Origin of the sequence: Ramlibacter sp. Leaf400 (assembly GCF_001424545.1) — a bacterium.
In the GTDB taxonomy this organism is placed as follows: Bacteria; Pseudomonadota; Gammaproteobacteria; order Burkholderiales; family Burkholderiaceae_C; genus Ramlibacter.
Map to the genome: position 1 here is coordinate 191,302 of NZ_LMQL01000011.1, position 26,876 is coordinate 218,177.

Genomic DNA, 26,876 nt, shown 5'->3' on the forward strand with positions numbered 1-26,876 from the left:
TTATAGGGGGAAAAAATCGCCTCCCTCGCAGCTCGACAGAAAATTTTCAGTGCTTCACCGAGACCGGCACCGCGGGCGCGACGTCGGGCGCCGCGGCAGCGGCCGCGGCCTCTTCTTCCAGCGGCGTCGGCTGGCGTTCGAGCGCCACTTCCAGCACGCGGTCGATCCACTTGACCGGCACGATCTCCAGGCCCGTCTTCACGTTGTCCGGGATGTCCTGCAGGTCCTTGGCGTTCTCTTCGGGGATCAGCACCGTCTTGATGCCGCCGCGCAGCGCCGCGAGCAGCTTCTCCTTCAGGCCGCCGATCGCCGTCACCTCGCCGCGCAGCGTGATCTCGCCCGTCATGGCGACGTCGCTGCGCACCGGGATGCCGGTGAGCGCCGAGACGATGGCCGTCGTCATCGCGATGCCGGCGCTCGGGCCGTCCTTGGGCGTCGCGCCGTCGGGCACGTGGATGTGCATGTCCTTCTTCTCGAACACTTCATCCTTGATGCCCAGCACGCGCGAGCGGCTGCGCACGACGGTGCGCGCGGCTTCCACCGACTCCTTCATCACGTCGCCCAGCGAACCGGTGCGCTGGATGACGCCCTTGCCCGGCATCAGCGCGGCCTCGATGGTCAGCAGGTCGCCGCCCACCTCGGTCCAGGCCAGGCCGACCACCTGGCCCACCTGGTTCTGCTTCTCGGCACGGCCGTAGGTGAACTTGCGAACGCCGAGGAAGTCGTTGAGGTTCTCCGCATTGACGATCACCCGGGGCTTCATCTTCTTGAGCTGCAGGCCCTTGACCACCTTGCGGCAGATCTTGGACAGCTCGCGCTCTAGCGAGCGAACGCCGGCCTCGCGCGTGTAGTAGCGCACGATGTCGCGGATGGCGTCCTCGGCCACCTCGAGCTCCTCGCTCTTGACGCCGTTGTTCTTCAGCTGCTTGGGCAGCAGGTACTTGATGGCGATGTTGACCTTCTCCTCCTCGGTGTAGCCCGAGAGGCGGATCACTTCCATCCGGTCCAGCAGCGCCGGCGGGATGTTCATCGAGTTGGACGTCGCCACGAACATCACGTCCGACAGGTCGAAGTCGACTTCGACGTAGTGGTCGCTGAAGGTGTGGTTCTGCTCGGGGTCCAGCACCTCCAGCAGAGCACTGGACGGGTCGCCGCGGAAGTCGGTGCCCAGCTTGTCGATCTCGTCCAGCAGGAACAGGGGGTTGCGCGTGCCCACCTTGGACAGCGACTGCAGCACCTTGCCCGGCAGCGCGCCGATGTAGGTGCGGCGGTGGCCGCGGATCTCCGCCTCGTCGCGCATGCCGCCCAGCGCCATGCGGACGTACTTGCGGCCGGTGGCCTTGGCCACCGACTGCCCCAGCGAGGTCTTGCCGACCCCGGGCGGGCCGACCAGGCACAGGATGGGCGCCTTCACCTTGTCGACGCGCTGCTGCACCGCGAGGTATTCGAGGATGCGGTCCTTGACCTTCTCCAGGCCGTAGTGGTCCTCGTTGAGGACGTCCTCGGCATGCGTCAGGTTGTGCTTGATCTTGGTCCGCTTGCTCCACGGCAGGCCGGTGAGCACGTCGATGTAGTTGCGCACCACGGTGGCCTCGGCCGACATGGGGGACATCAGCTTGAGCTTCTTGAGCTCGCCCTCGGCCTTCTTCAGGGCGTCCTTGGGCATCTTGGCCGACTTGATCTTCTTCTCGATCTCCTCGATGTCGGCCCCTTCCTCGCCCTCGCCCAGCTCCTTCTGGATGGCCTTGACCTGCTCGTTCAGGTAGAAGTCGCGCTGGTTCTTCTCCATCTGGCGCTTGACGCGCGAGCGGATCTTCTTGTCGACGTTGAGGATGTCGACCTCGCGCTCGATCTGCTCGAACAGGTTCTCCAGGCGGCCCTTGATGTCGGCCAGGTCCAGGACGATCTGCTTGTTGTCCAGCTTCAGCGGCAGGTGCGCGGCGATGGTGTCGGCCAGGCGGCCGGCGTCGTCGATGCTCGAGATGGAAGTGAGGATCTCCGGCGGGATCTTCTTGTTCAACTTCACGTACTGGTCGAACTGCTGCATCACCGCGCGGCGCAGCGCCTCGATCTCGCTCGACTTGGACTCGTGCTCGGCCGCATCCACCGGCGTGACGTTGGCGACGAAGTGGGCCTCGCCCTCCTCGATCTTGTTCACCCGGGCGCGCTGCTGGCCTTCGACCAGCACCTTCACCGTTCCGTCCGGCAGCTTGAGCATCTGCAGGATGGTGGAGACGCAGCCGACCTCGAACATGTCGTTGACCGATGGCTCGTCCTTGGCCGCGGCCTTCTGCGCCACCAGCATGATGCGGCGCTCGGCCTCCATCGCGGCCTCGAGCGCCTTGATGCTCTTGGGCCGGCCGACGAACAGCGGGATCACCATGTGGGGGAACACCACCACGTCGCGCAGCGGCAGCAGCGGCAGGTCGATCGGGGTGGCGGGGAGCGGGATGTGTCCGGACATGAAAATCCTTGTGTTACCGGGCTTAGATGGCACGGAAGGAGGCATTTTCAACCCGTCCGGCCGCACGCGGGGCGCGGGGGACGGGAAGACTGCGGGGAATCACCAGGAAACGGTCGGGTGTCAGGCCTTCTTGGCCGCTTCCCGGTAGACCAGCAGCGGCGGCTTGTTCTCTTCGATGGTGGACTCGTCCACCACGACCTTGTCGACGTTCGAGGTGTTGGGCAGCTCGAACATGGTGTCGATCAGCGACTGCTCCAGGATGGAGCGCAGGCCCCGGGCCCCGGTCTTGCGGGCCAGCGCCTTGCGGGCGATGGCGCGAAGCGCGCTGGGCCGGATCTCCAGGTCCACGCCTTCCATGGCCAGCAGCTTGGCGTACTGCTTGACCATGGCGTTCTTCGGCTCGGTCAGGATCTGGATCAGGGCGTCTTCCGACAGCTCGGCCAGCGTGGCCACCACCGGCATGCGGCCGACCAGCTCGGGGATCAGGCCGAACTTGATCAGGTCCTCCGGCTCGACCTCGCGGAAGACGTCGGTCAGGCTGCGCTGGGCCTTGCTCTTGACCGCCGCCCCGAAGCCGATGCCCGAGCCTTCGGTGCGCTGCTCGATCACCTTCTCCAGCCCGGCGAAGGCGCCGCCGCAGATGAACAGGATGTTGGTCGTGTCGATCTGCAGGAAGTCCTGGTTCGGGTGCTTGCGTCCGCCCTGCGGCGGCACGCTGGCCATGGTGCCTTCGATCAGCTTCAGCAGGGCCTGCTGCACGCCCTCGCCCGACACGTCGCGCGTGATGCTGGGGTTGTCGGACTTGCGCGAGATCTTGTCGATCTCGTCGATGTACACGATGCCGCGCTGGGCCCGCTCCACCTCGTAGTTGCAGCTCTGGAGCAGCTTCTGGATGATGTTCTCGACGTCCTCGCCGACGTAGCCGGCTTCGGTCAGCGTGGTGGCGTCGGCCATCACGAAGGGCACGTCGAGCATGCGCGCCAGGGTCTGGGCCAGCAGGGTCTTGCCCGAGCCGGTGGGGCCGATCAGGAGGATGTTGCTCTTGGTGAGCTCGACGTCGTCCTTCTTGGCCTTTTCCTTGTGGCGCAGGCGCTTGTAGTGGTTGTACACGGCCACCGAGAGGGCGCGCTTGGCCGCCTCCTGCCCGATGACGTAGTTGTCCAGGTTGGCCTTGATCTCGCTGGGCGTGGGCAGGTCGCCGCGCGCCTCGCGCTGCTCCTCACCCGCGGGCAGCTCGTCGCGGATGATCTCGTTGCACAGGTCGATGCACTCGTCGCAGATGAAAACCGAAGGCCCTGCGATGAGCTTCTTGACCTCGTGCTGGCTCTTGCCGCAGAACGAGCAATAGAGCGTTTTCTCGCTGGATGAGCCCTTCTTGTCGGCCATGGATGCGCTTTCCGTCGCGTGGATTTTCAATGATAACCAAACGGACCCCGGCAGCCCCTGTCAGTGGGGATGCCGTTGTCCCACCGCAACCGCAAGGCGGCAGAAGTCGTGCGCAACGGGGGTCGGCGGCGCTCAGGGCCGCTTGGCGATGACCTGGTCGACCAGGCCGTATTCCTTGCCCTCGTCGGCGGACAGGAAGTAGTCGCGCTCGGTGTCGCGCTCGATCCGCTCGAGCGGCTGGCCGGTCTTCTCGGCCAGGATCCTGTTCAGGATCGCCCGGGTCTTGAGGATGTCCTTGGCGTGGATCTCGATGTCCGTGGCCTGCCCCTGCATGCCGCCCAGCGGCTGGTGGATCATGATCTTGGAGTGCGGCAGCGAGAAGCGCTTGCCCTTGGCGCCGGCGGCCAGCAGGAAGGCGCCCATGCTGGCGGCCATGCCGGTGCACAGCGTGGAGACGTCCGGCTTGATGAAGTTCATCGTGTCGTAGATCGCCATGCCGGCGCTCACGCTGCCGCCGGGGGAGTTGATGTAGAACGAGATGTCCTTGTCGGGGTTCTCGCTCTCCAGGAACAGCAGCTGCGCCACGACCAGGTTGGCGGTCTGGTCGTTGACCGGGCCCACCAGGAACACCACCCGCTCCTTGAGCAGGCGCGAATAGATGTCGTAGGACCGCTCGCCGCGGCCGGACTGCTCGATGACCATCGGGATCATGCCGAGGGCCTGGGTGTCAAGTGCGCTCATTAATTTCTCGGGAAGTGCGGCTCTTACTGTAGCCAAAAAAGACATGGGGCCTGCGCGCCGGACTGCAAGTCCCGGCACCAGGCCCCTGGGAGCGAACGGCCCTCGGGCCGCCCTCGTCAGCCCTGCCCCATCAGCTCGTCGAAGGACACCGGCTTGTCCTTGACCTGGGCCTTGGCGAGCACGAACTCCGTGACGTTGTTCTCGATCACCACGGCCTCGACCTCGGCCAGGCGGCGGTTGTCGCCGTAGTACCAGCGCACGACTTCGGCCGGCTTCTCGTAGCTGGCGGCCAGCTCTTCCACGTGGGCGCGGATCTGCTCGGGCTTGGCCTGCAGGCTGTTGGAGCGAACCAGTTCGGCCACCACCAGGCCCAGGCGCACGCGGCGCTCGGCCTGCGGGCGCACGATGTCCTCGGGGATCGGCAGCTTGTCGGCGTCCTTCAGCCCGCGCTGCTTCAGCTCGGCGCGCTGGCCCTCGATCATGCGGTCGATCTCGGCCTGCACGCTGCTCTTGGGCAGGTCCAGTTCGGCCTTGGACACCAGGGCGTCCATCACGGCCTGCTTGTTCTTGGCCAGCAGGCGGAACTTGACCTCGCGCTCCAGGTTCTTCTTGATGTCGGCGCGCAGCGCCTCGACCGTGCCTTCGGCGATGCCCAGCGACTTGGCCAGGTCCTCGTTGACCTCGGGCAGCTTGGCCGCCTCGATCTTCTTGACCGTCACCATGAAGTCGGCCGTCTTGCCGGCCACGTCCTTGCCGTGGTAGTCGGCCGGGAAGGCCAGCGGGAAGGTCTTGCTCTCGCCGGACTTCATGCCGCGCACGGCGTCCTCGAACTCCTTGAGCATCTGGCCTTCGCCGACCAGGAACTGGAAGTCCTCGGCCTTGCCGCCCTGGAACGTCTCGCCGTCGATCTTGCCCTCGAAGTCCACGGTGACGCGGTCGCCGTCCTGGGCCGCGGCGTCCTGCGCGCGCTGCGCGAACGTGCGGCGCTGCTTGCGCAGGATGTCCAGGGTCTTGTCGATGGCGGCGTCGCTCACCTCGGCGGCAAGCTTCTCGACCTCGGCCGTGGCCAGGTCGCCGATCTTCACCTCGGGGAACACCTCGAATACCGCGTCGAAGGCCAGCTGGCCCTCGGGCGCCTCTTCCTTCTCGGTGATCTTGGGCTGGCCGGCCACCCGCAGCTTGGCCTCGTTGGCGGCCTGGGCGAAAGCCTCGCCCACCTTGTCGTTCATCACCTCGTAGTGCACCGAGTAGCCGTAGCGCTGGGCCACGACGTTCATCGGCACCTTGCCGGGCCGGAAGCCGTCCATCTTGACGGTGCGCGCCAGGCGCTTGAGGCGGGAATCGACTTCGGACTTGATCGCGTCGGCGGGCAGCGTCAGCGTGATCTTGCGTTCCAGCTTGTCGAGGGTTTCAACGGTCACGGCCATGGTGGTTCTCTTCGAGGTTTCAATCGTGGTGCGCGGGGTCGGACTCGAACCGACACGCCCGTGAAGGCGTCAGGACCTAAACCTGGTGCGTCTACCAATTTCGCCACCCGCGCGGTCCAAAAGCAGGGCGGGCGGCCGGGATTGAACACCGGCCGCCCGCCCGAATTCGGTCAGTCCACGATTTTAATCTAGACCGGCACCGGCTCCGCGGGAGCGGCCGGCTCAGCCGCCTGCGCGCCCGGCCGCTTGACCCGGAACCAGGCCGCGTACATCGCCGGCAGCGCCAACAGCGTCAGCACGGTGGCCACGATCAGGCCACCCATGATGGCCACCGCCATCGGCCCCCAGAACACCGAGCGCGAGAGCGGGATCATGGCCAGCACGGCCGCGGCGGCGGTCAGCACGATGGGCCGCAGCCGGCGCACCGCCGATTCCACGATCGCCTCCCAGGCCGGCACGCCGCGCGCGCGGTCCTGCTCGATCTGGTCGATCAGGATCACCGAGTTGCGCTGGATCATCCCCATGAGCGCGATCACGCCCAGCAGCGCCACGAAGCCGAACGGCCGGTCCAGCAGCAACAGCGCGCCCGCCACGCCGGCGATGCCCAGCGGCCCGGTCAGGAACACCAGCATCGCGCGGCTGAAGCTGTGCAGCTGCAGCATCAGCAGGGTGAAGGTGATGAACAGCATCACCGGCACCCCGGCCGAGATCGAGGACGAGCCCTTGGAGCTCTCCTCCACCGCGCCGGCCACCTGGATCTGGTAGCCCGGCGTCCACTTCGCCTCGAGCTCGCGCAGCTTGGGCAGCAACTGCGCCGTCACCGTGGCGCCCTGCAGGCCTTCGACGATGTCGCCCTGCACCGTGATCGCGTAGCTGCGGTTCTCGCGCCACATCACGCCCGGCTCCCAGGTGAACACGGGCTTGGCGATCTGCGTCAGCGGGATCGACCTGCCCGAAGCCGTCGGCAGGTAGGCGTTGCCCAGGTCGGTGATCGCGTTGCGCTCGTCCAGCGGCTGGCGCAGCACGATGTCGATCAGCTTGTCGCCCTCGCGGTACTGCCCGACCGGCGTGCCGGCCAGGATGGTGCGCGAGGCCTGCGCGATGGACTGGCTGGTCACGCCCAGCGTGCGCGCCTTGGCCTGGTCGATCTCCAGGCGCAGCACCTTGACCGCTTCGTTCCAGTTGTCGTTGACGCCGCGCGTGTTGGGGCTGGCGCGCACCACCTGCTTGACCTGGTCGGCGTAGCCGCGCAGCGTCGCGGGATCCTGGCCCACCACGCGGAACATCACGGGGTAAGGCACCGGCGGCCCGTTGGGCAGCAGCGTCACGCGGCCGCGCACCTCGGGGAACTCCGCCGCCAGCAGGCCGGGCAGCTTCACGCGCAGCGTCTCGCGCGTCTTCAGGTCCTGCGGCATCACGATCAGCTGCGACACGTTGGTCTGCGGGAACACCTGGTCCAGCGGCAGGTAGAAGCGCGGCACGCCCGAGCCCACCCAGGTGCTGACGGAGGTGACGCCCGCCTCGCGCTTGAGGCGCGCCTCCACGCGGCGCGCCACGTCCTCGTTCGCCGTGAACGACGTGCCCTCGGGCGACCACAGCGCCACCAGGACCTCCGGCCGGCTCGAATCGGGGAAGAACTGCTGCTGCACCTTGCCCATGCCGGCGATGCCGAGGGCGAACACCACCAGCGTCGCGCCTATCGTCAGCCAGCGGTGCTCCACGCACCAGTCGACGGTGCGGCGGAAGCGCCGGTAGAACGGCGTGTCGAAGTGCTCGTGGTGCTCGCTGGAGACGGGCTTGGGCTTGAGCAGCAGCGTGCCCAGGTAGGGCACGAAATAGACCGACACCAGCCAGCTGAGCACCAGCGCGACCACCGTCACCGCGAAGATGGCGAAGGTGTATTCGCCGACGGTGGACCTGGCCATGCCGATCGGCAGGAAGCCGGTGGCCGTGATCAGCGTGCCGGTGAGCATGGGCATCGCGGTCACCTCGTAGGCGAAGGTGGCGGCGCGGACCTTGTCGTAGCCCTCCTCCATCTTCCGCACCATCATCTCCACGGCGATGATGGCGTCGTCCACCAGCAGGCCCAGCGCGATGATCAGCGAGCCCAGCGAGATCTTGTGCAGCCCGATCCCCCAGTAGTGCATGGCCAGGAAGGTGACGGCCAGCACCAGCGGGATGGTGATGCCCACCACCAGGCCGGGCCGCATGTCCACGTACCAGCGCTTCCACAGCGGCAATGCCGCGGCGTCGGGCCGCTTGTGCAGGCCCAGGCTGATGAAGCTCACCGCCAGCACGATCACCACGGCCTCGATCAGCACGCGCACGAACTCGTTGACCGAGGTGGCCACGGCCTTGGGCTGGTCCTGCAGCTGCACCAGGCGGACGCCGGCCGGCAGGCCGTCCTCGATCCGGTTGAACGCGCTGCGCAGCGACTGGCCCAGCTCGATGATGTCGCCGCCCTTGGTCATGGACACGCCCAGCGCGATCACCTCGCGCCCGTCGTGCCGCACCTTCACCAGCGGCGGATCGACGTAGGCGCGCCGGATCTCGGCGATGTCGCCCAGCTTGAGCTGGTTGCCCGAGCTGCCGCGGATCGGCATCGCGGCCAGCTGTTCCACCGCCTCGAACTGCCCACCCACGCGCACCTGCACCACGTCCAGCGGCGTCTGCACCGCGCCGGCCGACTCCACCGCGTTCTGCTGGCCGAGCTGGGCCAGCACCTGGTTCAGGTCCAGCCCCAGCTGCGCCAGGCGCTTTTGCGACACCTCGACGAACAGCTTCTCGTCCTGCACGCCGAACAGCTCCACCTTGGCCACGTCGGGCACGCGCAGCAATTGCTGGCGCACGTCGTCGGCGAAGGTCTTGAGCTCGGCGTAGCTGAAGCCCGGGTCGGCCTTCAGCGCGTAGATGACGCCATAGACGTCACCGAATTCGTCGTTGAAGAACGGGCCCTGGATGCCGGGCGGCAGCGTGGCGCGCATGTCGCCGACCTTCTTGCGCACCGTGTACCAGACGTTGGCGACCTCGGAAGGCTTCGACGAGTCCTTGATCTGGAAGATGATCTGCGATTCGCCCGGCTTGGAGTAGCTGCGGATCACGTCGGCGTACGGCACCTCCTGCAGCGTCCGCTCGATCTTGTCGGTGACCTGCTCGGCCACCTGCTGCGCGGTGGCGCCCGGCCAGTTCGTGCGCACCACCATCGCGCGGAAGGTGAAGGGCGGGTCCTCGTCCTGCCCCAGCTGGAAGTAGGCCGCGAAGCCCAGCACCATCAGCACCACCATCAGGTAGCGCGTGAGCGCCGGGTGCTCCAGCGCCCAGCGGGAAAGGTTGAAGCCGCGGGCGGGCGTGTCGTCGTCGCGCATGGCGGCCCTCACTTGCCGGCGGCGACCGGTTGCACCGCCGCCGCGGAGATGGCGCCGTTGGCGTCCTTGGGCGTGGCCACGCCGTTCGGCGAACCCACGCGTTCCTCGTAGATGCGCACCTTCTGGCCTGGTGCAAGCACATGCACGCCGGCGGCCACGACCAGCATGCCCGGCTCCACCCCGCGCGCGATCACGGCCTCGTTGCCGTCGGCCGTGGCGATCTGCACCGGCTGCGAGCGCACGGTCATGGAAGCCTTGTCCAGCACCCACACCGCGGTGGCGTTGCCGTCCTGGCGCAGCGCGCTGGTGGGCAGCTTGATGACCTGGGCGCCGGCCTGGCTGAGCGACTGCGGCGCGACGTAGGCCGTGGCGCCCAGGGGCGGCTGCACGGAGGGCTCCAGCGACACCTTGACCGAATAGGTGCGGGTCACGGGATCGGCGCTGGCCGCCACTTCGCGCACCTTTCCTGCCACCGTGGCACCGTTGGCCCAGACCCGAACGTCCACGTCGGAGTTCGGCCGGATCGCGGCCACCTTGTCTTCGGGCACGGCGAACACCACGTCGCGCGGCCCGTCCTGCGCGATGCGCACCACCGGCGCACCGGCGGTCACCACCTGGCCCGGCTCGGCTTCGATGGCGGTGATCACGCCCGACACGTCGGCCACCAGCCGCGTGTAGCCGGCCTGGTTGGACTGGGTGGCCAGCTGCGCCTGGGCCTGCTCAAGTTGCGCCTGGGCCGCCTTCAGCGCCGTCTCACGGCGCTCGAGGTCGGCGCCGCTGATGAAGTTCTGGTCCCGCAGGGTCGAAAAGCGCTTGAAGTCCGCCGCCGCCAGGTCGCGGTTGGTGCTGGCGGCAGCGACCTGCGCCCGTGCGGCTTCGGCGGCCAGGCGGTAGTCCTGCGGATCGAGCTGCGCCAGCACCTGGCCCGGCTTCACTCGCTGCCCCACCTCGGCCTGCCGCTGGACGATCTTGCCGGCGACCCGGAACCCCAGGCGCGATTCCAGCCGGGGGCGCACCTCGCCCGCGAACTCGTGGGCCGACCCGAAGGTGCTCGCACCGACGGTCAGTACCTTGACCGAGCGGATCGGCTCGGGCGCCGGCTCGGGTTTGGAACATGCTGCGAGGGTGGCTGCGAGGAGCAGCGGCAGGAGCAGCCGCGGGCGGGCAGGAAACAGGCGCATGGTGGAAACCCCGAGGAAGACCGGATTGGATTGGCGGACGCTAATGACTGACCGGTTAGTAATCTAATTGTAAGCGCCCCGGCTTGTCAAGCGAGAATCCGGGCCGTGACTGCCCTGCACAGCGCACCGCGCGTCGACCATTACGAGAACTTTCCGGTTGCTTCCTGGCTCTGCCCGCCCCGGCTGAGGCCCGCCGTCGCGGCCATCTACTGGTTCGCACGGACGGCCGACGACATCGCCGACGAGGGCGATGCGCCGCCCCCGAAGAGGCTGGACGACCTGGCCGCGTACCGGGCGGACCTGCACGCGGCCGCGGCCGGCCGGCTCGTGTCGGACCGCTGGCCCCGCGTGTTTTTCCCGCTGGCCCGCGCGATGACGGAGTGGCGCCTGCCCCTGCCCGCATTGCAGGACCTGCTCAGCGCCTTCGAACAGGACGTGGCCAAGACCCGCGACGGGGCCGGCTATGCCGACCGGGCGGAGCTGCTGGACTACTGCCGCCGCTCGGCCGACCCGGTGGGCCGGCTGATGCTGCACCTGTACGGCGTGGACGACGCGGCTTCCATCGCGCGAAGCGATGCGATCTGCACGTCACTGCAGTTGATCAACTTCTGGCAGGACGTCGGCCAGGACCTGGCCCGCGGCCGCCGCTACCTGCCCGAGGCCGACTGCGCCTCGCACGGCGTCGATCCGGCGGCGCCCGGGTCGGCCCCCGCGCTGCAGCGGACAGCCTTGATCCGCGAGGAGTGCGAGTGGGCGCGCGGCCTGATGCTCGAAGGCGCGCCGCTGGTGCGCCGGGTTCCGGGCCGCGCCGGCTGGGAGCTGCGTGGCGTGGTGCAGGGCGGCCTGCGCATCCTGGACCGGGTCGAGGCGCTCGGCTTCGACACCTTCCACCACCGCCCCAAGCTCGGACCGTTCGATGCGCTGGTGGTCGCGACTCGCATGGTGCGGATGTGACAATCGCCCGATGACCCCGGAGCAATACGTCCAGGAGAAGGCGGCAGGTTCGGGCAGCAGCTTCTACTACGCCTTCCTCTTCCTCCCCGCGAGGCGGCGCGCCGCCATCACCGCGTTCTATGCCTTCTGCCGCGAGGTCGACGACGTCGTCGACGAGGTGGAGGACCCCGGCGTGGCGCAGACCAAGCTGGCGTGGTGGCAGACCGAGGTCGCGCGCGCCTTCGCCGGCGATCCGCAGCATCCGGTGATGCGCGCGCTGATGCCGCTGGCCCCCGAGTTCGCCATCGAGGAGCGGCAACTGCAGGCCGTGGTCCAGGGCTGCCGCATGGACCTGGAGCAGTCCCGCTACCTGGACTTCCCGGCGCTGGAGCGCTACTGCCACCTGGTGGCCGGCATCGTGGGCGAGGTGGCGGCGGGCATCTTCGGCCAGAGCCAGGACCAGACCACCGAATACGCCCACAAGCTGGGGCTGGCCTTCCAGCTGACCAACATCATCCGCGACGTCGGCGAGGACGCGCTGCGCGGCCGCATCTACCTGCCGATCAACGAGCTGCAGCAGTTCGACGTGAAGGCGCACGAGGTGCTGCAGCGCAAGTACTCCGACCGCTTCGTGGCGCTGATGCGCTTCCAGGCGCAGCGGGCGCACCGCCTCTACGACGAGGCGCTGGCCCTGCTGCCCCCGCAGGACCGGCGCAGCCAGAAGCCGGGCCTGATGATGGCCAGCATCTACCGCACGCTGCTGCGCGAGATCGAGGCCGACGGCTTCCAGGTGCTGAACCAGCGCGTCAGCCTCACGCCGCTGCGCAAGCTCTGGCTGGCCTGGAAGGTCCAGGCGCTGGGCCGGCTGTGAAGCTGGCCATCGTCGGCGCAGGCTGGGCCGGCCTGGCCGCCGCCGTGCGCGCCACGCAGGCCGGGCACGACGTCGTGGTCCATGAAGCCTCGCGCCAGTGGGGCGGCCGCGCGCGCTCGCTGGAGCTGAAGCTGCCCGGCGGCGGCACCGCGCTGCTGGACAACGGCCAGCACATCATGATCGGCGCCTACCGCGAGACGCTCGGGCTGATGCGCGCAGTCGGCGTCGATCCCGCACAGGCGCTGCTGCGGCTGCCCCTGACGCTGCGGTCCCCGGCCGGCAACGGGCTGGCGCTGCCCGACTGGCCCACGCCGCTCGATGCGGCCTGGGGCATCGCCAGCGCGCGCGGCTGGAGCTGGCGCGACAAGTTATCGCTGCTGCGGCACGCCCTGCAGTGGCAACTGCGACGCTTTCGCTGCCAAGAGGCGCTGACGGTGCAGCAGCTGTGCGAGGGCCTGCGGCCGGCCGTGATGCGCGACCTGGTGGAGCCGCTGTGCGTTGCGGCGCTCAACACGCCCGCGAAGCGGGCCAGCGGCGCGGTGTTCCTGCGCGTGCTCGAGGACGGCTTGTTCGGGCCGGCGCAGGACGGCTGGAATGCTTCCAACCTGCTGATCCCGCGGCTCGACCTGGGCCGGGTCTTCCCCGAAGCCGCGGCAGCGTGGCTGCAGACGCGGGGGGCGCAGCTTCGTCTGGGCGCACGCGTCCAATCACTGCGGCGTGCAGGCGCCGGCTGGGCCGTCGACGGCGAACCCTTCGACGCCGTGCTGCTGGCCTGCCCGCCCTGGGAAGCCGAGCGCCTGGTTGGCGAGAGCGGCATCGATGCTCCGGCCTGGCTGGCCGCCGCGCGCGGCCTCTCGCACGAGCCCATCGCCACCGTCTACGCCGAAGGCGGGCCCGCCCTGCCCCTGCCGATGCTGTCCCTGGAATCCGGCCCCGACGCGCCCGCGCAGTTCGTGTTCGACCGGGCCCAGCTCGGCGGGCCCGCGGGCGTGCTCGCCTTCGTCGTCAGCGCCAGCCCGCGCGAGGCGCAGGCGATCGAGCAACACGTGACCGCGCAGGCCGCATCGCTGGGCTGGAGCGTGCGGCCGCTCAAGACCGTGGTCGAAAAGCGCGCCACCTTCGCCTGCCTGCCCGGGCTGGTCCGGCCGCCGGTGGGCGTGGCCGAGGGTTTGCTGGCCTGCGGCGACTACGTGGAAGGCCCCTACCCGGCGACGATCGAAGGGGCGGTGCGCTCGGCCCTGGCGGCGGTCGAGCGCCTCAGTCCGCCAGCAGCTCGCACAGCTGCGTGAGCGTCGTCACCGTTGCGTGCGGCTCTTGCGGATGCGGCCACGCGTGGTCGCCGCGGTTGACCCACACGGCCTGCATGCCGGCGTTGAGCGCGCCCAGCACGTCCAGCGTGGCGTCGTCGCCCACGTGCAGCACCTCCTGCGGCATCACCTCCACCGCGCCGGCGGCGGCCAGGAAGATGCGCGCGTCCGGCTTGCCCACGCCGAACTCGCGCGCCGACACCGCGGCGCGGAAGTAGGCCGCCAGGCCGACCCGCTCCAGGTCGGCGTTGCCGTTGGACAGGCTCACCAGCGGGAAGCGCTCCGACAGCTTCTGCAGCGCCGGCCGCACGTCCTCGAACAGCTCCACCTGCTGGCGTGCCGCGAAGAAGGCGTCGAAGGCGGCCTCGGCCATCAGCGGGTCCTCGCCCGCGCGGTACAGCGCCAGGCGGATCGACTCGCGCCGCACCGCGCTCAGGTCGTGCTTGAGTTCGGGCCGCTGGTCGGCCACGTGGTTGCGGATCTCGCGCAGGGCCGCGGGGTTGGCGAACAAGGCGGCGGCCATGGGCGCATGCGCCACCAGCCAGTCGTGCAGGACCTTCTCCGCGCGTTCGATGGTGGGCCAGATCGGCCAGAGGGTGTCGTCCAGGTCCAGGCTGATGGCCCTGACCTTCCGGGTGTCGAGCATCCGGCGAGAATAACCGCATGCCCCTGCCCTCCCGCTACCGCGCCGAGCCCGCGTTCACCCATGGCCAGGCCCCGGCCACCGGCGTGCTGCTGTGCAACCTGGGCACGCCCGACGCGCCGACGCCGCCCGCGGTGCGCCGCTACCTGCGCCAGTTCCTCTCCGACCCGCGCGTGGTGGAGATCCCCCGCATCCTCTGGTGGCCGCTGCTGCACGGGCTGATCCTGCCCTTTCGCGCCTCGAAGTCGGCGGCCAAGTACGCCAGCATCTGGACGCCCGAGGGCTCGCCGCTGCAGGTGTGGACGCAGCGCCAGGCCACGCTGCTGCAGGGCGCTCTGGGCGAGGCCGGGCATCGGGTGAATGTGCGGCATGCGATGCGCTACGGCAACCCGTCGATCGCCTCGCAGCTCGATGCGCTCAAGGCCGAGGGCGCCACCCGCATCCTGGTGGTCAGCGCCTACCCGCAGTACTCCGGCACCACCACGGCCAGCGTGGTGGACGACGTCACCGCCTGGGCCCGCACGGTGCGCAACGTACCCGAGCTTCGCTTCGTCCAGCGCTACCACGACGATGGCGGCTACATCGACGCCCTGGCGCACCGCATCGGCGACTACTGGCGCGAGCACGGCCGGCCCGGCCATTTCGTCATGAGCTTCCACGGCGTGCCGGAACGCACGCTGCACCTGGGCGACCCCTACCACTGCGAATGCCGCAAGACCGCACGCCTGCTGGCGGGCCGGCTCGGTCTGTCCGAGGGCGACTACACGGTGGCGTTCCAGTCGCGGTTCGGCCGCGCCAAATGGCTGGAGCCCTACACCGAGCCCACGCTTCGCGAGCTGGCGCGCAAGGGCGTGGAGCGGGTCGACGTGGCCTGCCCCGGCTTCACCAGCGACTGCCTGGAGACGCTGGAGGAGATCGCGCAGGAAGGCCTTCACGCCTTCCTCACCACCGGCGGCAAGGACTTGCGCTACATCCCCTGCCTGAACGCCGAGCCGAAGTGGATCCGTGCCCTGGGCGAGATCACCGCACGCCACCTGTCGGGCTGGCCCACGCAGGCCGCGCCCGATGCCCAGGCGCAGGAGCGTTCGCGCCAGGCGGCGATGGCGGCGGGCGCTACGCGGTGACCAGGCGGGCGGCCTGGAAGGCGCGCTCGCAGTCCTCGATGAAGCCGGCCACCAGCTCCAGCTGCTCGGGCACGTTCAGCGCCGGCGCGTGGCCGCAGCCGGGCACTTCCACCACGCGCAGGCGGCCCCGAGCACCGGGACCGCGGCGCTTCATCTCGTCGAGCGCATCGGGCAGCACCAGGTCGGACTCGGCGCCGCGCAGGCACAGCACCGGCGCCTCGATGGCGTCGTAGTGCTGCCAGAGGTCGTAGTCGCGCGGATGGTCGATGAACTGGCGGACCATCGCGGGGTCGTAGTGCGGCGTGATCCGGCCATCGGGCAGGCGCCGCGCCGACGTCTCGGTGAGGCGGCGCCACTGGGCATCGCTCAGCCAGCCGTAGGGCTTGTAGACCTGCCGGAAGAAGGCCTCCAGTTCCGCCATGGTGGCGAAGGCCGGCGGATTGCCGGCGTAGGCCTTGATGCGGTCCACCGCCGCCTGCGCCAGCCGCGGCGCGTTGTCGTTGAGCACCAGGCTGCGGATGCGGCCCTTGAGCCGGGGCTGCGACAGCCCGCCTGCGCAGACGGTGCCGATGGCGCCGCCCATGGAGGTGCCCACCCAGTGCGCGCTGTCGATGCCGAGCCGGTCGAACAGCTCGGCGGCCAGCTGCGAGTAGAAGGCCAGCGTGTACTCGACCTGCGGCTGCGGGCTCCACTGCGAGAAGCCGCGTCCCAGGGTGTCGGGGCAGATCACGCGGTAGCGGTCACCCAGGTGCCCGGCCAGTTCGTCCATGTCGCGGCTGGTGCGCGCCAGGCCGTGCCAGGCGATGACGGTGGCCGCGTTGCCCGCGCCCCACTCCATGTAGTGGATCTCGCGGCCGGCGCAGGTGACGTAGTTCGAGGTCGGGACCATGGTGGGCCTTTCGTGTCGAGGCGCGGGATCTACTTGAGCACGGGGATGGGCCGCGGCTCGCCGGCCGAGGGCGGCCGCTTGGCCGCCGCCGCGCGCATCGCGCGCAGCTTGCCGACGATGCCGGTGGGGAAGTAGTAGACCGACAGCACGAACAGCAGGCCCAGCCACAGCAGCCAGCGGTCCGGGGACAGCAGCGCCGACAGCCACGGCAGGCCCGAGGTGGCCTCGCTGCCCAGGCGCAGCAGGTCCTGCAGGTAGCTCTGCGCCACCACGAAGAGGCCCGAGCCGATGGCCGCGCCGTAGATGGTGCCCATGCCGCCGATCACCACGATCAGCAGCACGTCCAGCATGATCTCGAACGACAGCGAGGTGTCCGGCCCGTTGTAGCGCAGCCAGAGCGCCAGCATGGCGCCGGCCAACGTCGCGAACAGCGCCGACAGGATGGCCGACGTGGTGCGGTAGACCACGACGCGGTAGCCGATGGCCTCGGCCCGGAACTCGTTCTCGCGGATCGCCTGCAGCACGCGCCCGAAAGGCGAGTTGACGATGCGAAGCAGCGCCAGCACCAGCACCAGGGCGGTGAAGAACAGCAGGTAGTAGCACAGCAGCCGGCCGTCCAGGCTGACGCCCAGGAAAGGCTGCGCTGCGAACTCGAAACTCGGCGACAGCAGCTCCGGCACCTTGAAGCTCAGGCCGTCTTCGCCGCCGGTGATCTCCGACAGCTGCGAGGCCAGCGTCTGGAACGCGGCGGCGACCGCCAGCGTGATCATCGAGAAGAAGATCGCGCGAACCCGCAGCGAGAACAGGCCGATGGCCAGCGCGAGCACGAAGGACAGCGCCAGCGCCCCGGCCACCCCTGCCCCCAGCGCCGTCCACGTCGGGCCCAGCCGGGTGAAGGCGATCGCCACGCCGTACGCGCCGATGCCGAAGAACATGGTGTGGGCGAAGCTCACGATGCCGGTGTAGCCCAGCAGCAGGTCGAAGCTGGCCACCAGCACGATGAACACCAGCACCTTGGCCGCGACGTTCAGCGCCTTGATGCCGGGCACCACGAAGGGCGTGAGGGCCAGGGTCAGCAGCACCAGCACCAGCAGCACGGCCAGCACCCGGTTGCGCGGGAAGTCGTTGGAAAGCAGTCGGGCGAGCATGGGGTCCTCACTTGCTCAGGGCGTACACGCCCTGCGGCCGCCACAGCAGGATGGCCATCATCAGCGCGATGTTGGAGAACAGCGCCGCCTTGGGTACCAGGAAGCCGGTGTAGTTGGCCATCAGCCCCACCAGCAGCGCGCCGATCAATGCGCCGGTGGTCGAGCCCAGGCCGCCGATGATCAGCACGATGAAGATCAGCACGTTGACCTGCGCGCCCATCTGCGGCACCACGGTCTGCTGGTACAGGCCCCACATGACGCCGCCCAGCCCGGCCAGCGCGCTGCCGGCGACGAAGACGCCGACGAAGAGCCGGTTGATGCGGTAGCCGAGCGACTCCACCATCTCGCGGTCCTGCACGCCGGCGCGAATCAGCAAACCCAGCTTGGTGCGGGTGAGCGTCCACAGCAGCAGGCCGAACACCAGCAGCCCGACCACCACGGCCAGCAGCCGGTACTTCTCGACCGCGGCATCGCCCAGCAGGATCATTCCGCGCATGCCCTCGGGCAGCGGCAGCGGGATCTGCAGCGGGCCCCAGATGACCTTGATCAGCTCCTCGCCGATGATCATCCCGCCCATGGTGATCAGGATCTGCTTGAGGTGGTTGCCGTACACCGGCCGCACGATGAAGCGCTCGAACGCCAGGCCGATGGCCGCCGCCACCAGCATCGCGATCACCATGGCCGGCAGCACCGCCATGAGGTTCTGCCAGAGGCTGGCCGAGCCGGTGTAGTCGCCCATCGCGCCCAGCACGCTGGTGGCCACGAAGGCGCCCAGCGCGATGAACACGCCGTGGCCGAAGTTCAGCACGTCCATCAGGCCGAACACCAGCGTCAGGCCCGAGGCGATGACGAAGATGATCATGCCCATCGCCAGCCCGGCGATGGTGAGCGTGACCCAGGTGGAGCCCGAGCCGATGAAGGGCAGCACCAGCAGCGCCAGCAGCGGCACCAGGGCCAGCGGCTTCCAGTCGAAATCCAGGTTCTTCATAGCGCCAGCCCCAGCAGCGAGTGCTGCAGTTCCTCGTCCTCTGCCAGTTCCTTCATGCCGCCGGCATGCACGACCTGGCCGTTGTCCATCACCGCCACCGTGTCGCCCAGCCGCTTGGCGAAGTTGAAGTTCTGCTCCACCAGCAGGATGGTCACGCCGCTTCGCTTGAGCTCGCCGAAGGCTTCGATCATGTTGTTGATGATCGCGGGCGCCAGGCCCTTGCTCGGCTCGTCGATGATCAGCAGCTCGCGCGGCTCGACGATGGAGCGCGACACCGCCAGCATCTGCTTCTGCCCGCCCGAGAGCTTGCCCGCCGGGTGGTTCCAGAACTTCTCCACCGCGGGGAAGAGCGAGAAGATCCACTTGAGGCGCTGCTCGTCGATCTGCCCGGCGTGCTTGGCCGAACGCGCGGCCAGCAGCATGTTCTCTCGCACGGTGAGGTCGGCGAAGATGCCCATGTTCTCCGGCACGTAGGCGACGCCGCGGCCGGCGATCTGCGGCGTCGGCGCGGCCGTGATGTCCTGGCCGTTGAAGGCGATGCGCCCGCGCGAGGCCTTCCACAGGCCCATGATGGTCCGCAGCGTCGTGGTCTTGCCCGCGCCATTGCGCCCCAGCAGCATGGTGAGCTGCCCGCGCGGCACCTGCAGGTCCACGCCGTGCAGGATGTGGTACGCCCCGATGTGGGTGTGGACGCCTTCCAGCGCCAGCAGGTTGTCCTTGTTCATGCGGCCTCCTTGCTCACGCCGAGATAAGCCTCTTGCACCACGGGCGAGGCGATCACCTCGGCCGGCTCGCCGTCGGCCACCAGGCTGCCGTTGTGCAGGACGATGATGCGGTCGGCCAGCTCGCGCACCACGTCCATCTTGTGTTCCACCAGCAGGATGGTCTTGCTGCGGTCCGCCTTCAGCCGGCGGATCAGGTCCAGGATCACCGGCGCCTCGGCGGCGTTCATGCCGGCCGTGGGCTCGTCGAACATGAACACCTGCGGCTCCAGCGCCATCAGCAGCGCGACCTCCAGCTTGCGCTGGTCGCCGTGCGGCAGGTTGGCCACCAGTTCGTGCTCCTTGTCCTTCAGCGCGATGGACGCCAGGATCTCGTCGGCGCGCTGCAGCAGCGAGCGGTGGTCGCTCCACACGCTCCAGAGGTTCAGGCCGCGGCGGTGCGGCCCCTCGCGGGTGGCCTGCACGGCCAGCCGCACGTTCTCCAGCACCGTCAGGCGCGGGAACAGGTTGGTCAGCTGGAACGCCCGGCCCAGGCCGGCGTGCGTGCGCTCCGAGGCCGACAGGCCCGACAGGTCGCGGCCGCCCAGGCTCACGCTGCCGCTGCTGGCCTTGAGCTGCCCGGAGATCAGGTTGAAGTAGGTGGTCTTGCCCGCGCCGTTGGGCCCCACGATGGCCGTGAGGGTGCCGGGCTCGAAGCTGCACGAGACGGCATTGACCGCCACGTGGCCACCGAAGCGGATCGTCAGGTCGCGGGTTTCGAGTCGGCTCATGGTCATCCAGGGTGAGCGAGCGCCAAGCCTGTCCGTTCGCACGGACAGCCCTTGAAAAAAATGAGGGGGAGAAAAGGACGGGCGCCGACGGCGCCCGCCGATGGTCGCCTTAGCGCTTGTTGCGCACCGGGATGTTCATCTCTTCCGGCTTGATCTCTCGCACCAGCTCCGGCACGCCCCAGGCGAAGGCCGGGTCGGACTTGATCTTGAAGTGGTACATGCTCTGCATGGCCTGGTGGTCTTCCTTGCGGAAGGTCATCTTGCCCTTGGGCGTGTCGAAGCTCATGCCCTCCATCGAGGTGATCAGCTTGTTGGTGTCGGTGTCGCCGTTGGTCTTCTTCAGGGCGGTGACGATGGCCATGGCCGCCGAGAAGCCGCCCGCGGTGAAGAAATCCGGCGGCGACTTGAACTGCTTGTAGTGGGCCGCGACCAGCGCTTCGTTCACCGGGTTCTTCGGGATGCCGAAGTAGTAGTAGGTGGCGCCTTCCATGCCGGGGAACTGCTTGTACGACACCATGGCCGGCAGGATGTTGCCGCCGGTGGCCACGTCGATGCCGTAGCGCTGCTTGAGGTTCTGCGCGGCGAGCGCGTTGAACGGCGGCGTGGCGCCGGCCCAGACCACGGCCACGAACTTGCGGCCGGGCTTGTCCTTGAGCTGGTCGACCACGCGCTGGATGCCGGCGGTGAAGTCGGTGGTGTTGGGCGGCAGGTACTCCTCGTGGACCACCTTGGCCTTCTTCAGCGCTTCCTTGAAGGCCTTGATGCCGTCACGGCCGAAGGCGTAGTCCTGTGCCAGCGTGGCGATGGACACGCCGTCCTGGTCGGCCACCGCGGCGTTGCTGGCCGCGTCCTGCGAGCTGTTGCGGCCGGTGCGGAAGATGTACTTGTTCCACTTGTCGCCGGTGATGGCGTCGGCCACGGCGGGCTCGACCAGCAGCACCTTCTTGTATTCCTCGGCGACCGGCAGCATGGCCAGCGCCACGGCGCTGGAGGTCGGGCCCACGGCCAGGTCGACCTTGTCGTCGCTGTAGGCGGTGGCCAGCAGGCTCTTGCCCACGTCCGGCTTGCCCTGGTCGTCCTTCTCGATCACCGTGATCTTGCGGCCGTTGACCGTCATGGTGCCGCCGGTGGCGTACTCCAGGCCCATCAGCAGGCCGGTCTGGGTCTGCTTGCCGTAGGCCTCGAGCGGGCCGGTGCGGCTGTAGATGTGGGCGATCTTGATGTCGCCCTTGGACTGGGCGAGCGTGAAGGGGGTGGCGAAGGCCGTGGTGGCCAGCGCGGCGAGTGCGACCCAGGTGCGTCGTTGCATTTGCTTGTCTCCTGTTGAACTGCAAACCCGGGCTGGCGGTTGCACGGCCCGTGCCAGCACGTAAGTGCTTGATTTCAAAGGCAGCCTACAGCCGCAACCTCGATATTGTCTGATTACAAGACAAATTCACTGTCTGACGATCAGGCAATTGCCTGATCGTCAGACATCAAGCGTTCGTAGAGCTTGGCCCGGGAGATGCCCAGCATCCGGGCCGCCGCGACCTTGTTGCCGCCGGTCGCGGCCATGGCGGCGGCGATGGCCGCGCGCTCCAGCCGGGCCACCTGCTCGGCCAGCGGCCGCAGCAGCTGCGGCTCGGACTCGACGGCCGGATCGGCCGGCAGCGCCGGCGGCGCGATGTGCTCGATGCCGGCCGCGCGCAGCACCTCCTCCACCTGCCCGGCCTCCAGCCGCGGCGAATCGCTGCGCATCGCCGACTGCTCCAGCACGTTGCGCAGCTCGCGGATGTTGCCGCGCCAGGACTGCGCCGCCAGCAGGGCCATGGCCTGGGCGCTGAGCTCGGGCGCCGACGTGCCGTTGCGCAGCGCCATGTCCTCGCCCAGCGCCTCCACCAGGGCCGGGATGTCGGCGCGGCGCTCGCGCAGCGGCGGCACGCGGATCGGCAGCACGTTGAGCCGGTAGTAGAGGTCCTCGCGGAAGCGCCCTTCGCGCACCAGCGCGCCCAGGTCGCGCGAGGTCGCCGCGATCACGCGAACGTCGAACGGCACCACCTTGTTGGAGCCGAGCGGCTCGATCTCGCCTTCCTGCAGCGCGCGCAGCAGCTTGGGCTGCAGACTGGGGGGCATGTCGCCGATCTCGTCCAGGAACAGCGTGCCGCCGTCGGCCAGCTTGAACCGGCCGTCGCGGCCGCGCCGGTCGGCGCCGGTGAAGGCACCGGGCGCGACGCCGAAGAACTCGGCCTCCAGCAGCGTGTCGGGCACGGCCGCGATGTTGACGCTGACGAAGGGCCCCTTGGCCCGCGACGAGCCGGCATGGATGGCGTGCGCGAGCAGTTCCTTGCCGGTGCCGGTTTCGCCCAGCAGCAGCACCGGGCTGGACGAGGCCGCCGCCCGGCGCGCCTGGCGCTTGACCTCCACCGCCGGCGGGCTCGACCCGATGAAGCTGCCCAGCGTGTACTTGGTGCGGCGCTGCGTGGCCAGCTCGCGCCGCACGTCGTCCAGGTCGCGCTGCAAATTGGCGAACTTCTGGATCAGCGGCTGCAGCGTGGTCTCCGGATGGTCGAAGAGGACGATGCCCAGCGCGCCGATCACCTGGCCGCCCTCGTCGCGCAGCGGGATGCGGCTGACCACGAAGGTGCCGGCGCGGTTGGACAGCAGGTCGATCAGGATCGGCTTGCCGGTGCGGATCACGCGGTCCATCTGGGTGTTGTGCACCACCTCCGACACCGGGTGGCCGACGAAGTCCTCCACCCGCTCGAAGCCCAGCGCCGGCAGGAAGCGCTTGTACTGGTCGTTGATCCAGACGACGCGGGCGTCCCGGTCGACCAGCAGCATGCCTTCGCTGGCGGTGGCGAACAGGTCGAACATCGACCGCGCCGCCAGCTCCAGGATGCGCTGGCCGTCGCGCGGCAGCATGTCTTCTTGCATGGGCTGGGATGGTAGCGCCGCGCTGGCCGGCCGGACCACACCGGCGACAATGGAGGCGAATGGAACGCCTCAGGATCGACAAGTGGCTGTGGAGCGCGCGCTTCTTCAAGACGCGCACGCTGGCGGCGGAAGATATCGGCAAGGGCCGGGTGGAGGTCAACGGCCAGCCAGCCAAGGCCGCGCGCGAGGTGAAGGTCGGCGACACGGTGGCCGTGCGGCGCGACTCGGTCACCCGCACCGTCGTGGTCAAGGGGCTGTCGAACCTGCGCGGGCCGGCGCCGGTGGCGCAGCAGCTGTACGAGGAAACCGCCGAGAGCCTGAAGGCCCGCGAGGACGCCGCGCAGCAGCGCCGCTATGCGCGCGAGCCGGCGCTGTCCATCGAACATGGCCGCCCCACCAAGCGGGGCCGGCGCGAGCTGGACGAAGCCCAGAAGGGCTGGGGCGACCGGTGGAGCGCGTCGATCGACGACGACTAGTAGGCGCAAGCACTGGATTCCCGCCTTCGCGGGAATGAGGGGCTCCAAGTGACGGCCGCGCGGTGTCCGCCTCCCGGGGTTTCACTATGGCCCGGTTCATGCATGGCGTGGTGTACTGACCGCTTTCGCGCAGAACCACAGGAGCTCCATCCATGACCCTCAAACACTTCGCCGCGGCCGTCGCGGCCACCCTCGCCTTTGCCGGGGCCGCGCAGGCGCAGCAGTTCTTCCGCATCGGCACGGGTGGCACGTCGGGCACCTACTACCCGGTGGGCGGGATGATCGCCAACAATGTCAGCCAGCCCGGCAAGATCGTGGTGACGGCCCAGGCCAGCAACGGCTCGCTGGCCAACGTCAACGCCATCGCCGGCGGCGCCATGGAATCGGGCTTCTCGCAGTCGGACGTGGCCACCTGGGCCTTCACCGGCACCGGCGCCTTCGAGGGCAAGCCCAAGATCGCCGACTTGCGCATGATCGCCAACCTGTACCCCGAGAGCATCCACCTGGTGGTCAAGAAGGGCTCGAACATCAAGTCCGTGGCCGACCTCAAGGGCAAGCGCGTGGCGCTGGACGAGCCGGGCTCGGGCACGCTGATCAACGCCCGCATGGTGCTGGCCGCCTACGGCGTGAAGGAAGCGGACATCAAGCCCGAATACATCAAGCCCAACCAGGCCGGCGACAAGCTCAAGGACGGCGCGCTCGACGCCTTCTTCTTCGTCGGCGGCGCGCCGGCCGGCGCCATCGCCGAACTGGCCTCCGGCGGCACGGGCATCGAACTGGTGCCGCTGACCGGCCCGCAAGCCGAAGGCCTGCGCAAGGCCAACCCCTACTTCGCCACCGACAGCATCGCCGCCAACACCTACAAGGACGTGGCCGCCGTGCAGACCCTGGCCGTGGGCGCCCAGTGGGTGACCAGCGCCAAGGCCGACACCGAGACCGTCTACCAGATCACCAAGTCGCTGTTCTCCGACGCCACCCAGAAGGCGCTGCAGGCCGGCCACGCCAAGGGCAAGCTGATCACCAAGGAAAATGCGATCCAGGGCGTCGGCATCCCGTTCCACCCGGGCGCCGAGAAGTTCTACAAGGAAGCCGGCCTGCTGAAGTAAGCGGGCGCGGTTTCCCACCAGGGAGGGCGCGCCCTCCCTTTTTTATTGGCGCATCACCGCGGGAGGGGCGGTCCCCATGACGATCACGACGACGCTGGACGACAGGAAGCTGCAGGAGCTGGAGGAGAAGTTCGACCCGGAGATGCGTTTCCGGCCCACGGTCCCGCCCGCTTCGGTGATCGTGAAGTGGCTGCTGATCACGCTGTCGTGCTTCCACTTCTACACGGCCGGCTTCGGCCTGCTGCGCGAGACCACGCACCGCGGCGTGCACCTGGCCTTCGTGCTGGGGCTGATCTTCCTGGTGTTCGCGGCCAGCAAGAAGGCGCACGACCGCGAACTCAGGTCGACCTGGCTGTCGCCCGGCGGCGTGCCGCTGTCGGACTGGGCGCTGGGCCTGGCCTGCGCGGCCAGCGTGCTCTACATCCCCTGGGTGTTCGACGACCTGGCGTTCCGGGTCGGCAACCCTGGCCTGGCCGACGTGGTGTTCGGCTCCATCCTCTTCCTCACGCTGCTGGAGGCCACGCGCCGCTCCATGGGCTGGCCGCTGCCGCTGATCGCCATCGGCTTCACCGCCTACGCGCTCGCGGGCCCGTACTTCCCCGGCCTGCTCAAGCACGCCGGCGCCAGCTGGAGCCAGATGATCAACCACCAGTACCTCACCAGCCAGGGCATCTACGGCGTGGCGGTGGGCGTGGTGGCGACCTACGTCTTCCACTTCGTGCTGTTCGGGGTGATGGCCACGCGCATCGGGCTGGGGCAGCTGTTCCTGGACATCGCCTCCACCGTGGCCGGCCGCTACGCCGGCGGCCCGGCCAAGGTCAGCGTGTTCGGCTCGGCGATGTTCGGCATGCTCTCGGGCTCCTCGGTGGCCAACGCCGTGACGGTGGGCTCGCTCACCATCCCCGCGATGATCCGCGTGGGCTACAAGCGAGAGTTCGCCGGCGCGGTGGAAGCGGCCTCCTCCACCGGCGGCCAGATCACGCCGCCGGTGCTGGGCGCCGCGGCCTTCCTGATGATCGAGTTCCTGGACGTCTCCTACCAGACCATCATCGCGGCCGCCGTCATCCCCGCCTTCATGCACTTCTTCGGCGTGTTCATGCAGGTGCACTTCGAGGCCAAGCGATTCGGGCTGCGAGGGCTCACCGAGGAGGAGATGCCCAGGCTGCGCCAATCGCTGCGCCAGCGCTGGCCCACGCTGATCCCGCTGGTGCTGCTGATCTGGATCCTGGTGTCCGGACGCACGCCGTACCTGGCGGCTTTCACCGGCATCGCCTCCTGCGCCATCGTCGGCCTGACCACCCAGGTCAGCGGCAACGGCATCAAGAACTGGGCGATGCTGGTGGTGCTGCATGCGCTGCTGGCGCTGATCGCCTTCGGCGACTTCGGCTCCAGCGGCGAGGAGATCAAGCTGGCGATCTTCGCCGCCGGCACCGTGCTGGCGCTGGCCGCGTGGAAGTTCGCCGGCGTCACCGGCCGCATCCGCCACGGCGTGCTGGTGGAGGCCTTCGAGACCGGCGCCAAGTACGCGCTGGCGGTCGGCGCCGCCGCGGCCACGGTGGGCATCGTGATCGGCGTCGTAACGCTCACCGGCGTGGGCTTCAAGATCAGCTACATCATCACCGCCTGGGCGCAGACCATCGCGGGCGGCCTGTCGACCGTGGTGCCCGCCTTCCTGGCCGACACCCGCTCGCTGACGCTGTTCGCGGCGCTGGTGATGACGGGCGTGGTCTGCATCCTCATGGGCTGCGGCATCCCGACCACGGCCAACTACATCATCATGGTCACGGTGGCCGCGCCCACGCTGGTGCAGCTGGGCGTGGAGCCGCTGGTGGCGCACTTCTTCGTCTTCTATTACGGCGTGCTGGCGGACATCACGCCGCCGGTGGCACTGGCCGCGTACGCCGCGGCGGGCATGGCCGGCGGCGATCCCTTCCGCACCGGGAACATGGCCTTCCGGCTCGGCCTGGCCAAGGTGCTGGTGCCCTTCGTGTTCGTGTTCTCGCCGTCGCTCCTGCTGGTGGCCAAGGGCTTCACCTGGTACGACTTCAGCGTGACGTTCATCGGCTGCGTGCTGGGCATCACCGTGCTGGCCGCGGCGCTGAGCAAGTTCTTCCTGGTGGAGATGAAGCGCTGGGAGCAGCTGGTCTGCGTGGCCGCGGCGCTGCTGCTGATCGCGCCCGGCCTGATCGTGACGCTGGTGGGCGCCGCGATGGTGGTGCCCGTTCTGCTGCGCCAGCTCGCGGCCTGGAAGCAGGTGAACGCGCGACTGGCCGGCGTGACATGACGTGACGCGACGCTGCTGTCGGACAGCTCCGACAGCAGCGTCGGCCCGCGCCGCGAGCTGCTGTAGAGCGCAGCATTTCGTCACGAGACCGCCACGATCCCGGCCGATACTCGAGGGCTCAGAAACACAAGAGGAGTT

At 68.9% G+C, this 26,876-nt stretch carries 21 protein-coding genes and 1 tRNA gene; 7 read left to right on the top strand and 15 right to left on the bottom strand.

Annotated features, from left to right (window positions below; genetic code table 11):
• Window positions 1–46 precede the first annotated feature (46 nt).
• From lon to ASG30_RS14625, 7 genes are all read right to left on the bottom strand, one after another.
• On the bottom strand, window positions 47–2,464 hold the full coding sequence (gene lon, locus ASG30_RS14595) for an endopeptidase La (protein WP_055898035.1): 2,418 nt from the start codon (window positions 2,462–2,464) through the stop codon (window positions 47–49).
• A gap of 120 nt (window positions 2,465–2,584) precedes the next feature.
• The gene (clpX, locus tag ASG30_RS14600) at window positions 2,585–3,850 is read right to left on the bottom strand and encodes an ATP-dependent Clp protease ATP-binding subunit ClpX (RefSeq protein ID WP_055898037.1); all 1,266 of its coding nucleotides are present in this window, start codon (window positions 3,848–3,850) and stop codon (window positions 2,585–2,587) included.
• A gap of 132 nt (window positions 3,851–3,982) precedes the next feature.
• Complete coding sequence (clpP, locus tag ASG30_RS14605) at window positions 3,983–4,591, bottom strand: ATP-dependent Clp endopeptidase proteolytic subunit ClpP (RefSeq protein ID WP_055898040.1); 609 nt, start codon at window positions 4,589–4,591, stop codon at window positions 3,983–3,985.
• 116 nt (window positions 4,592–4,707) lie between these two features.
• The gene (tig, locus tag ASG30_RS14610; RefSeq protein WP_055898042.1) at window positions 4,708–6,018 is read right to left on the bottom strand and encodes a trigger factor; all 1,311 of its coding nucleotides are present in this window, start codon (window positions 6,016–6,018) and stop codon (window positions 4,708–4,710) included.
• Between the two features lie 26 nt (window positions 6,019–6,044).
• Window positions 6,045–6,131, bottom strand: a tRNA-Leu gene (locus tag ASG30_RS14615).
• Between the two features lie 75 nt (window positions 6,132–6,206).
• Window positions 6,207–9,383 carry an efflux RND transporter permease subunit gene (locus ASG30_RS14620; protein ID WP_055898045.1) on the bottom strand — a complete coding sequence of 1,059 codons (3,177 nt, stop codon included), beginning with the start codon at window positions 9,381–9,383 and terminating at the stop codon, window positions 6,207–6,209.
• Window positions 9,384–9,391: 8 nt separating this feature from the next.
• Window positions 9,392–10,564, bottom strand: coding sequence for an efflux RND transporter periplasmic adaptor subunit (locus tag ASG30_RS14625; protein ID WP_055898047.1), 1,173 nt, complete (start codon window positions 10,562–10,564; stop codon window positions 9,392–9,394).
• A 96-nt stretch (window positions 10,565–10,660) separates the two neighbouring features.
• On the opposite strand from ASG30_RS14625, the gene hpnC reads away from it, so the two are divergent.
• Genes hpnC through hpnE form a run of 3 tightly spaced genes read left to right on the top strand, consistent with a single transcriptional unit; the run spans window position 10,661 to window position 13,657 of the window.
• Window positions 10,661–11,518, top strand: a complete 858-nt coding sequence (gene hpnC, locus ASG30_RS14630) for a squalene synthase HpnC (RefSeq protein WP_055898050.1) — start codon at window positions 10,661–10,663, stop codon at window positions 11,516–11,518.
• 10 nt (window positions 11,519–11,528) lie between these two features.
• Entirely contained in the window at window positions 11,529–12,368 is an 840-nt protein-coding gene (gene hpnD / locus ASG30_RS14635) for a presqualene diphosphate synthase HpnD (protein WP_055898053.1), read from the top strand.
• Entirely contained in the window at window positions 12,365–13,657 is a 1,293-nt protein-coding gene (gene hpnE / locus ASG30_RS14640) for a hydroxysqualene dehydroxylase HpnE (RefSeq protein ID WP_055898058.1), read from the top strand. Before hpnD ends, hpnE begins: the two co-directional genes overlap by 4 nt.
• On the opposite strand, the gene ASG30_RS14645 is transcribed toward hpnE, so the two are convergent.
• Window positions 13,626–14,321: an HAD family hydrolase gene (locus ASG30_RS14645; protein WP_055898061.1), complete on the bottom strand. Its 696-nt coding sequence runs from the start codon at window positions 14,319–14,321 to the stop codon at window positions 13,626–13,628. The two genes, hpnE and ASG30_RS14645, sit on opposite strands and share 32 nt — an antisense overlap.
• A gap of 23 nt (window positions 14,322–14,344) precedes the next feature.
• Here ASG30_RS14645 and hemH point away from each other — a divergent pair, with 23 nt between their 5' ends.
• Window positions 14,345–15,442 (top strand): ferrochelatase, encoded by a 1,098-nt coding sequence (gene hemH / locus ASG30_RS14650; RefSeq protein ID WP_055898723.1) that lies wholly within the window; start codon window positions 14,345–14,347, stop codon window positions 15,440–15,442.
• Here the strand turns inward: hemH and ASG30_RS14655 are convergent.
• The 7 genes from ASG30_RS14655 to ASG30_RS14685 form a co-directional block, all read right to left on the bottom strand.
• Window positions 15,432–16,331 carry an alpha/beta fold hydrolase gene (locus tag ASG30_RS14655; RefSeq protein WP_055898063.1) on the bottom strand — a complete coding sequence of 300 codons (900 nt, stop codon included), beginning with the start codon at window positions 16,329–16,331 and terminating at the stop codon, window positions 15,432–15,434. The genes hemH and ASG30_RS14655 overlap by 11 nt on opposite strands.
• 29 nt (window positions 16,332–16,360) lie before the next feature.
• Window positions 16,361–17,479, bottom strand: a complete 1,119-nt coding sequence (locus ASG30_RS14660) for a branched-chain amino acid ABC transporter permease (RefSeq protein ID WP_055898066.1) — start codon at window positions 17,477–17,479, stop codon at window positions 16,361–16,363.
• A gap of 7 nt (window positions 17,480–17,486) precedes the next feature.
• Window positions 17,487–18,467 carry a branched-chain amino acid ABC transporter permease gene (locus tag ASG30_RS14665; RefSeq protein WP_055898069.1) on the bottom strand — a complete coding sequence of 327 codons (981 nt, stop codon included), beginning with the start codon at window positions 18,465–18,467 and terminating at the stop codon, window positions 17,487–17,489.
• On the bottom strand, window positions 18,464–19,192 hold the full coding sequence (locus tag ASG30_RS14670) for an ABC transporter ATP-binding protein (protein ID WP_055898072.1): 729 nt from the start codon (window positions 19,190–19,192) through the stop codon (window positions 18,464–18,466). Before ASG30_RS14670 ends, ASG30_RS14665 begins: the two co-directional genes overlap by 4 nt.
• On the bottom strand, window positions 19,189–19,959 hold the full coding sequence (locus ASG30_RS14675) for an ABC transporter ATP-binding protein (RefSeq protein WP_055898075.1): 771 nt from the start codon (window positions 19,957–19,959) through the stop codon (window positions 19,189–19,191). The genes ASG30_RS14670 and ASG30_RS14675 overlap by 4 nt, the downstream gene beginning before the upstream one ends.
• Window positions 19,960–20,068: 109 nt before the next feature.
• Window positions 20,069–21,268, bottom strand: a complete 1,200-nt coding sequence (locus ASG30_RS14680) for a substrate-binding domain-containing protein (protein ID WP_055898078.1) — start codon at window positions 21,266–21,268, stop codon at window positions 20,069–20,071.
• A gap of 140 nt (window positions 21,269–21,408) precedes the next feature.
• On the bottom strand, window positions 21,409–22,872 hold the full coding sequence (locus tag ASG30_RS14685; RefSeq protein WP_055898082.1) for a sigma-54 interaction domain-containing protein: 1,464 nt from the start codon (window positions 22,870–22,872) through the stop codon (window positions 21,409–21,411).
• Window positions 22,873–22,931: 59 nt separating this feature from the next.
• Between ASG30_RS14685 and ASG30_RS14690 the strand changes: the two genes are divergently transcribed.
• The 3 genes from ASG30_RS14690 (at window position 22,932) to ASG30_RS14700 (ending at window position 26,738) form a co-directional block, all read left to right on the top strand.
• Window positions 22,932–23,348, top strand: a complete 417-nt coding sequence (locus ASG30_RS14690; RefSeq protein WP_055898084.1) for an RNA-binding S4 domain-containing protein — start codon at window positions 22,932–22,934, stop codon at window positions 23,346–23,348.
• Window positions 23,349–23,500: 152 nt separating this feature from the next.
• The gene (locus tag ASG30_RS14695) at window positions 23,501–24,454 is read left to right on the top strand and encodes a TAXI family TRAP transporter solute-binding subunit (RefSeq protein ID WP_055898093.1); all 954 of its coding nucleotides are present in this window, start codon (window positions 23,501–23,503) and stop codon (window positions 24,452–24,454) included.
• A 76-nt stretch (window positions 24,455–24,530) separates the two neighbouring features.
• Window positions 24,531–26,738, top strand: coding sequence for a TRAP transporter permease (locus ASG30_RS14700; protein ID WP_055898096.1), 2,208 nt, complete (start codon window positions 24,531–24,533; stop codon window positions 26,736–26,738).
• Window positions 26,739–26,876 lie beyond the last annotated feature (138 nt).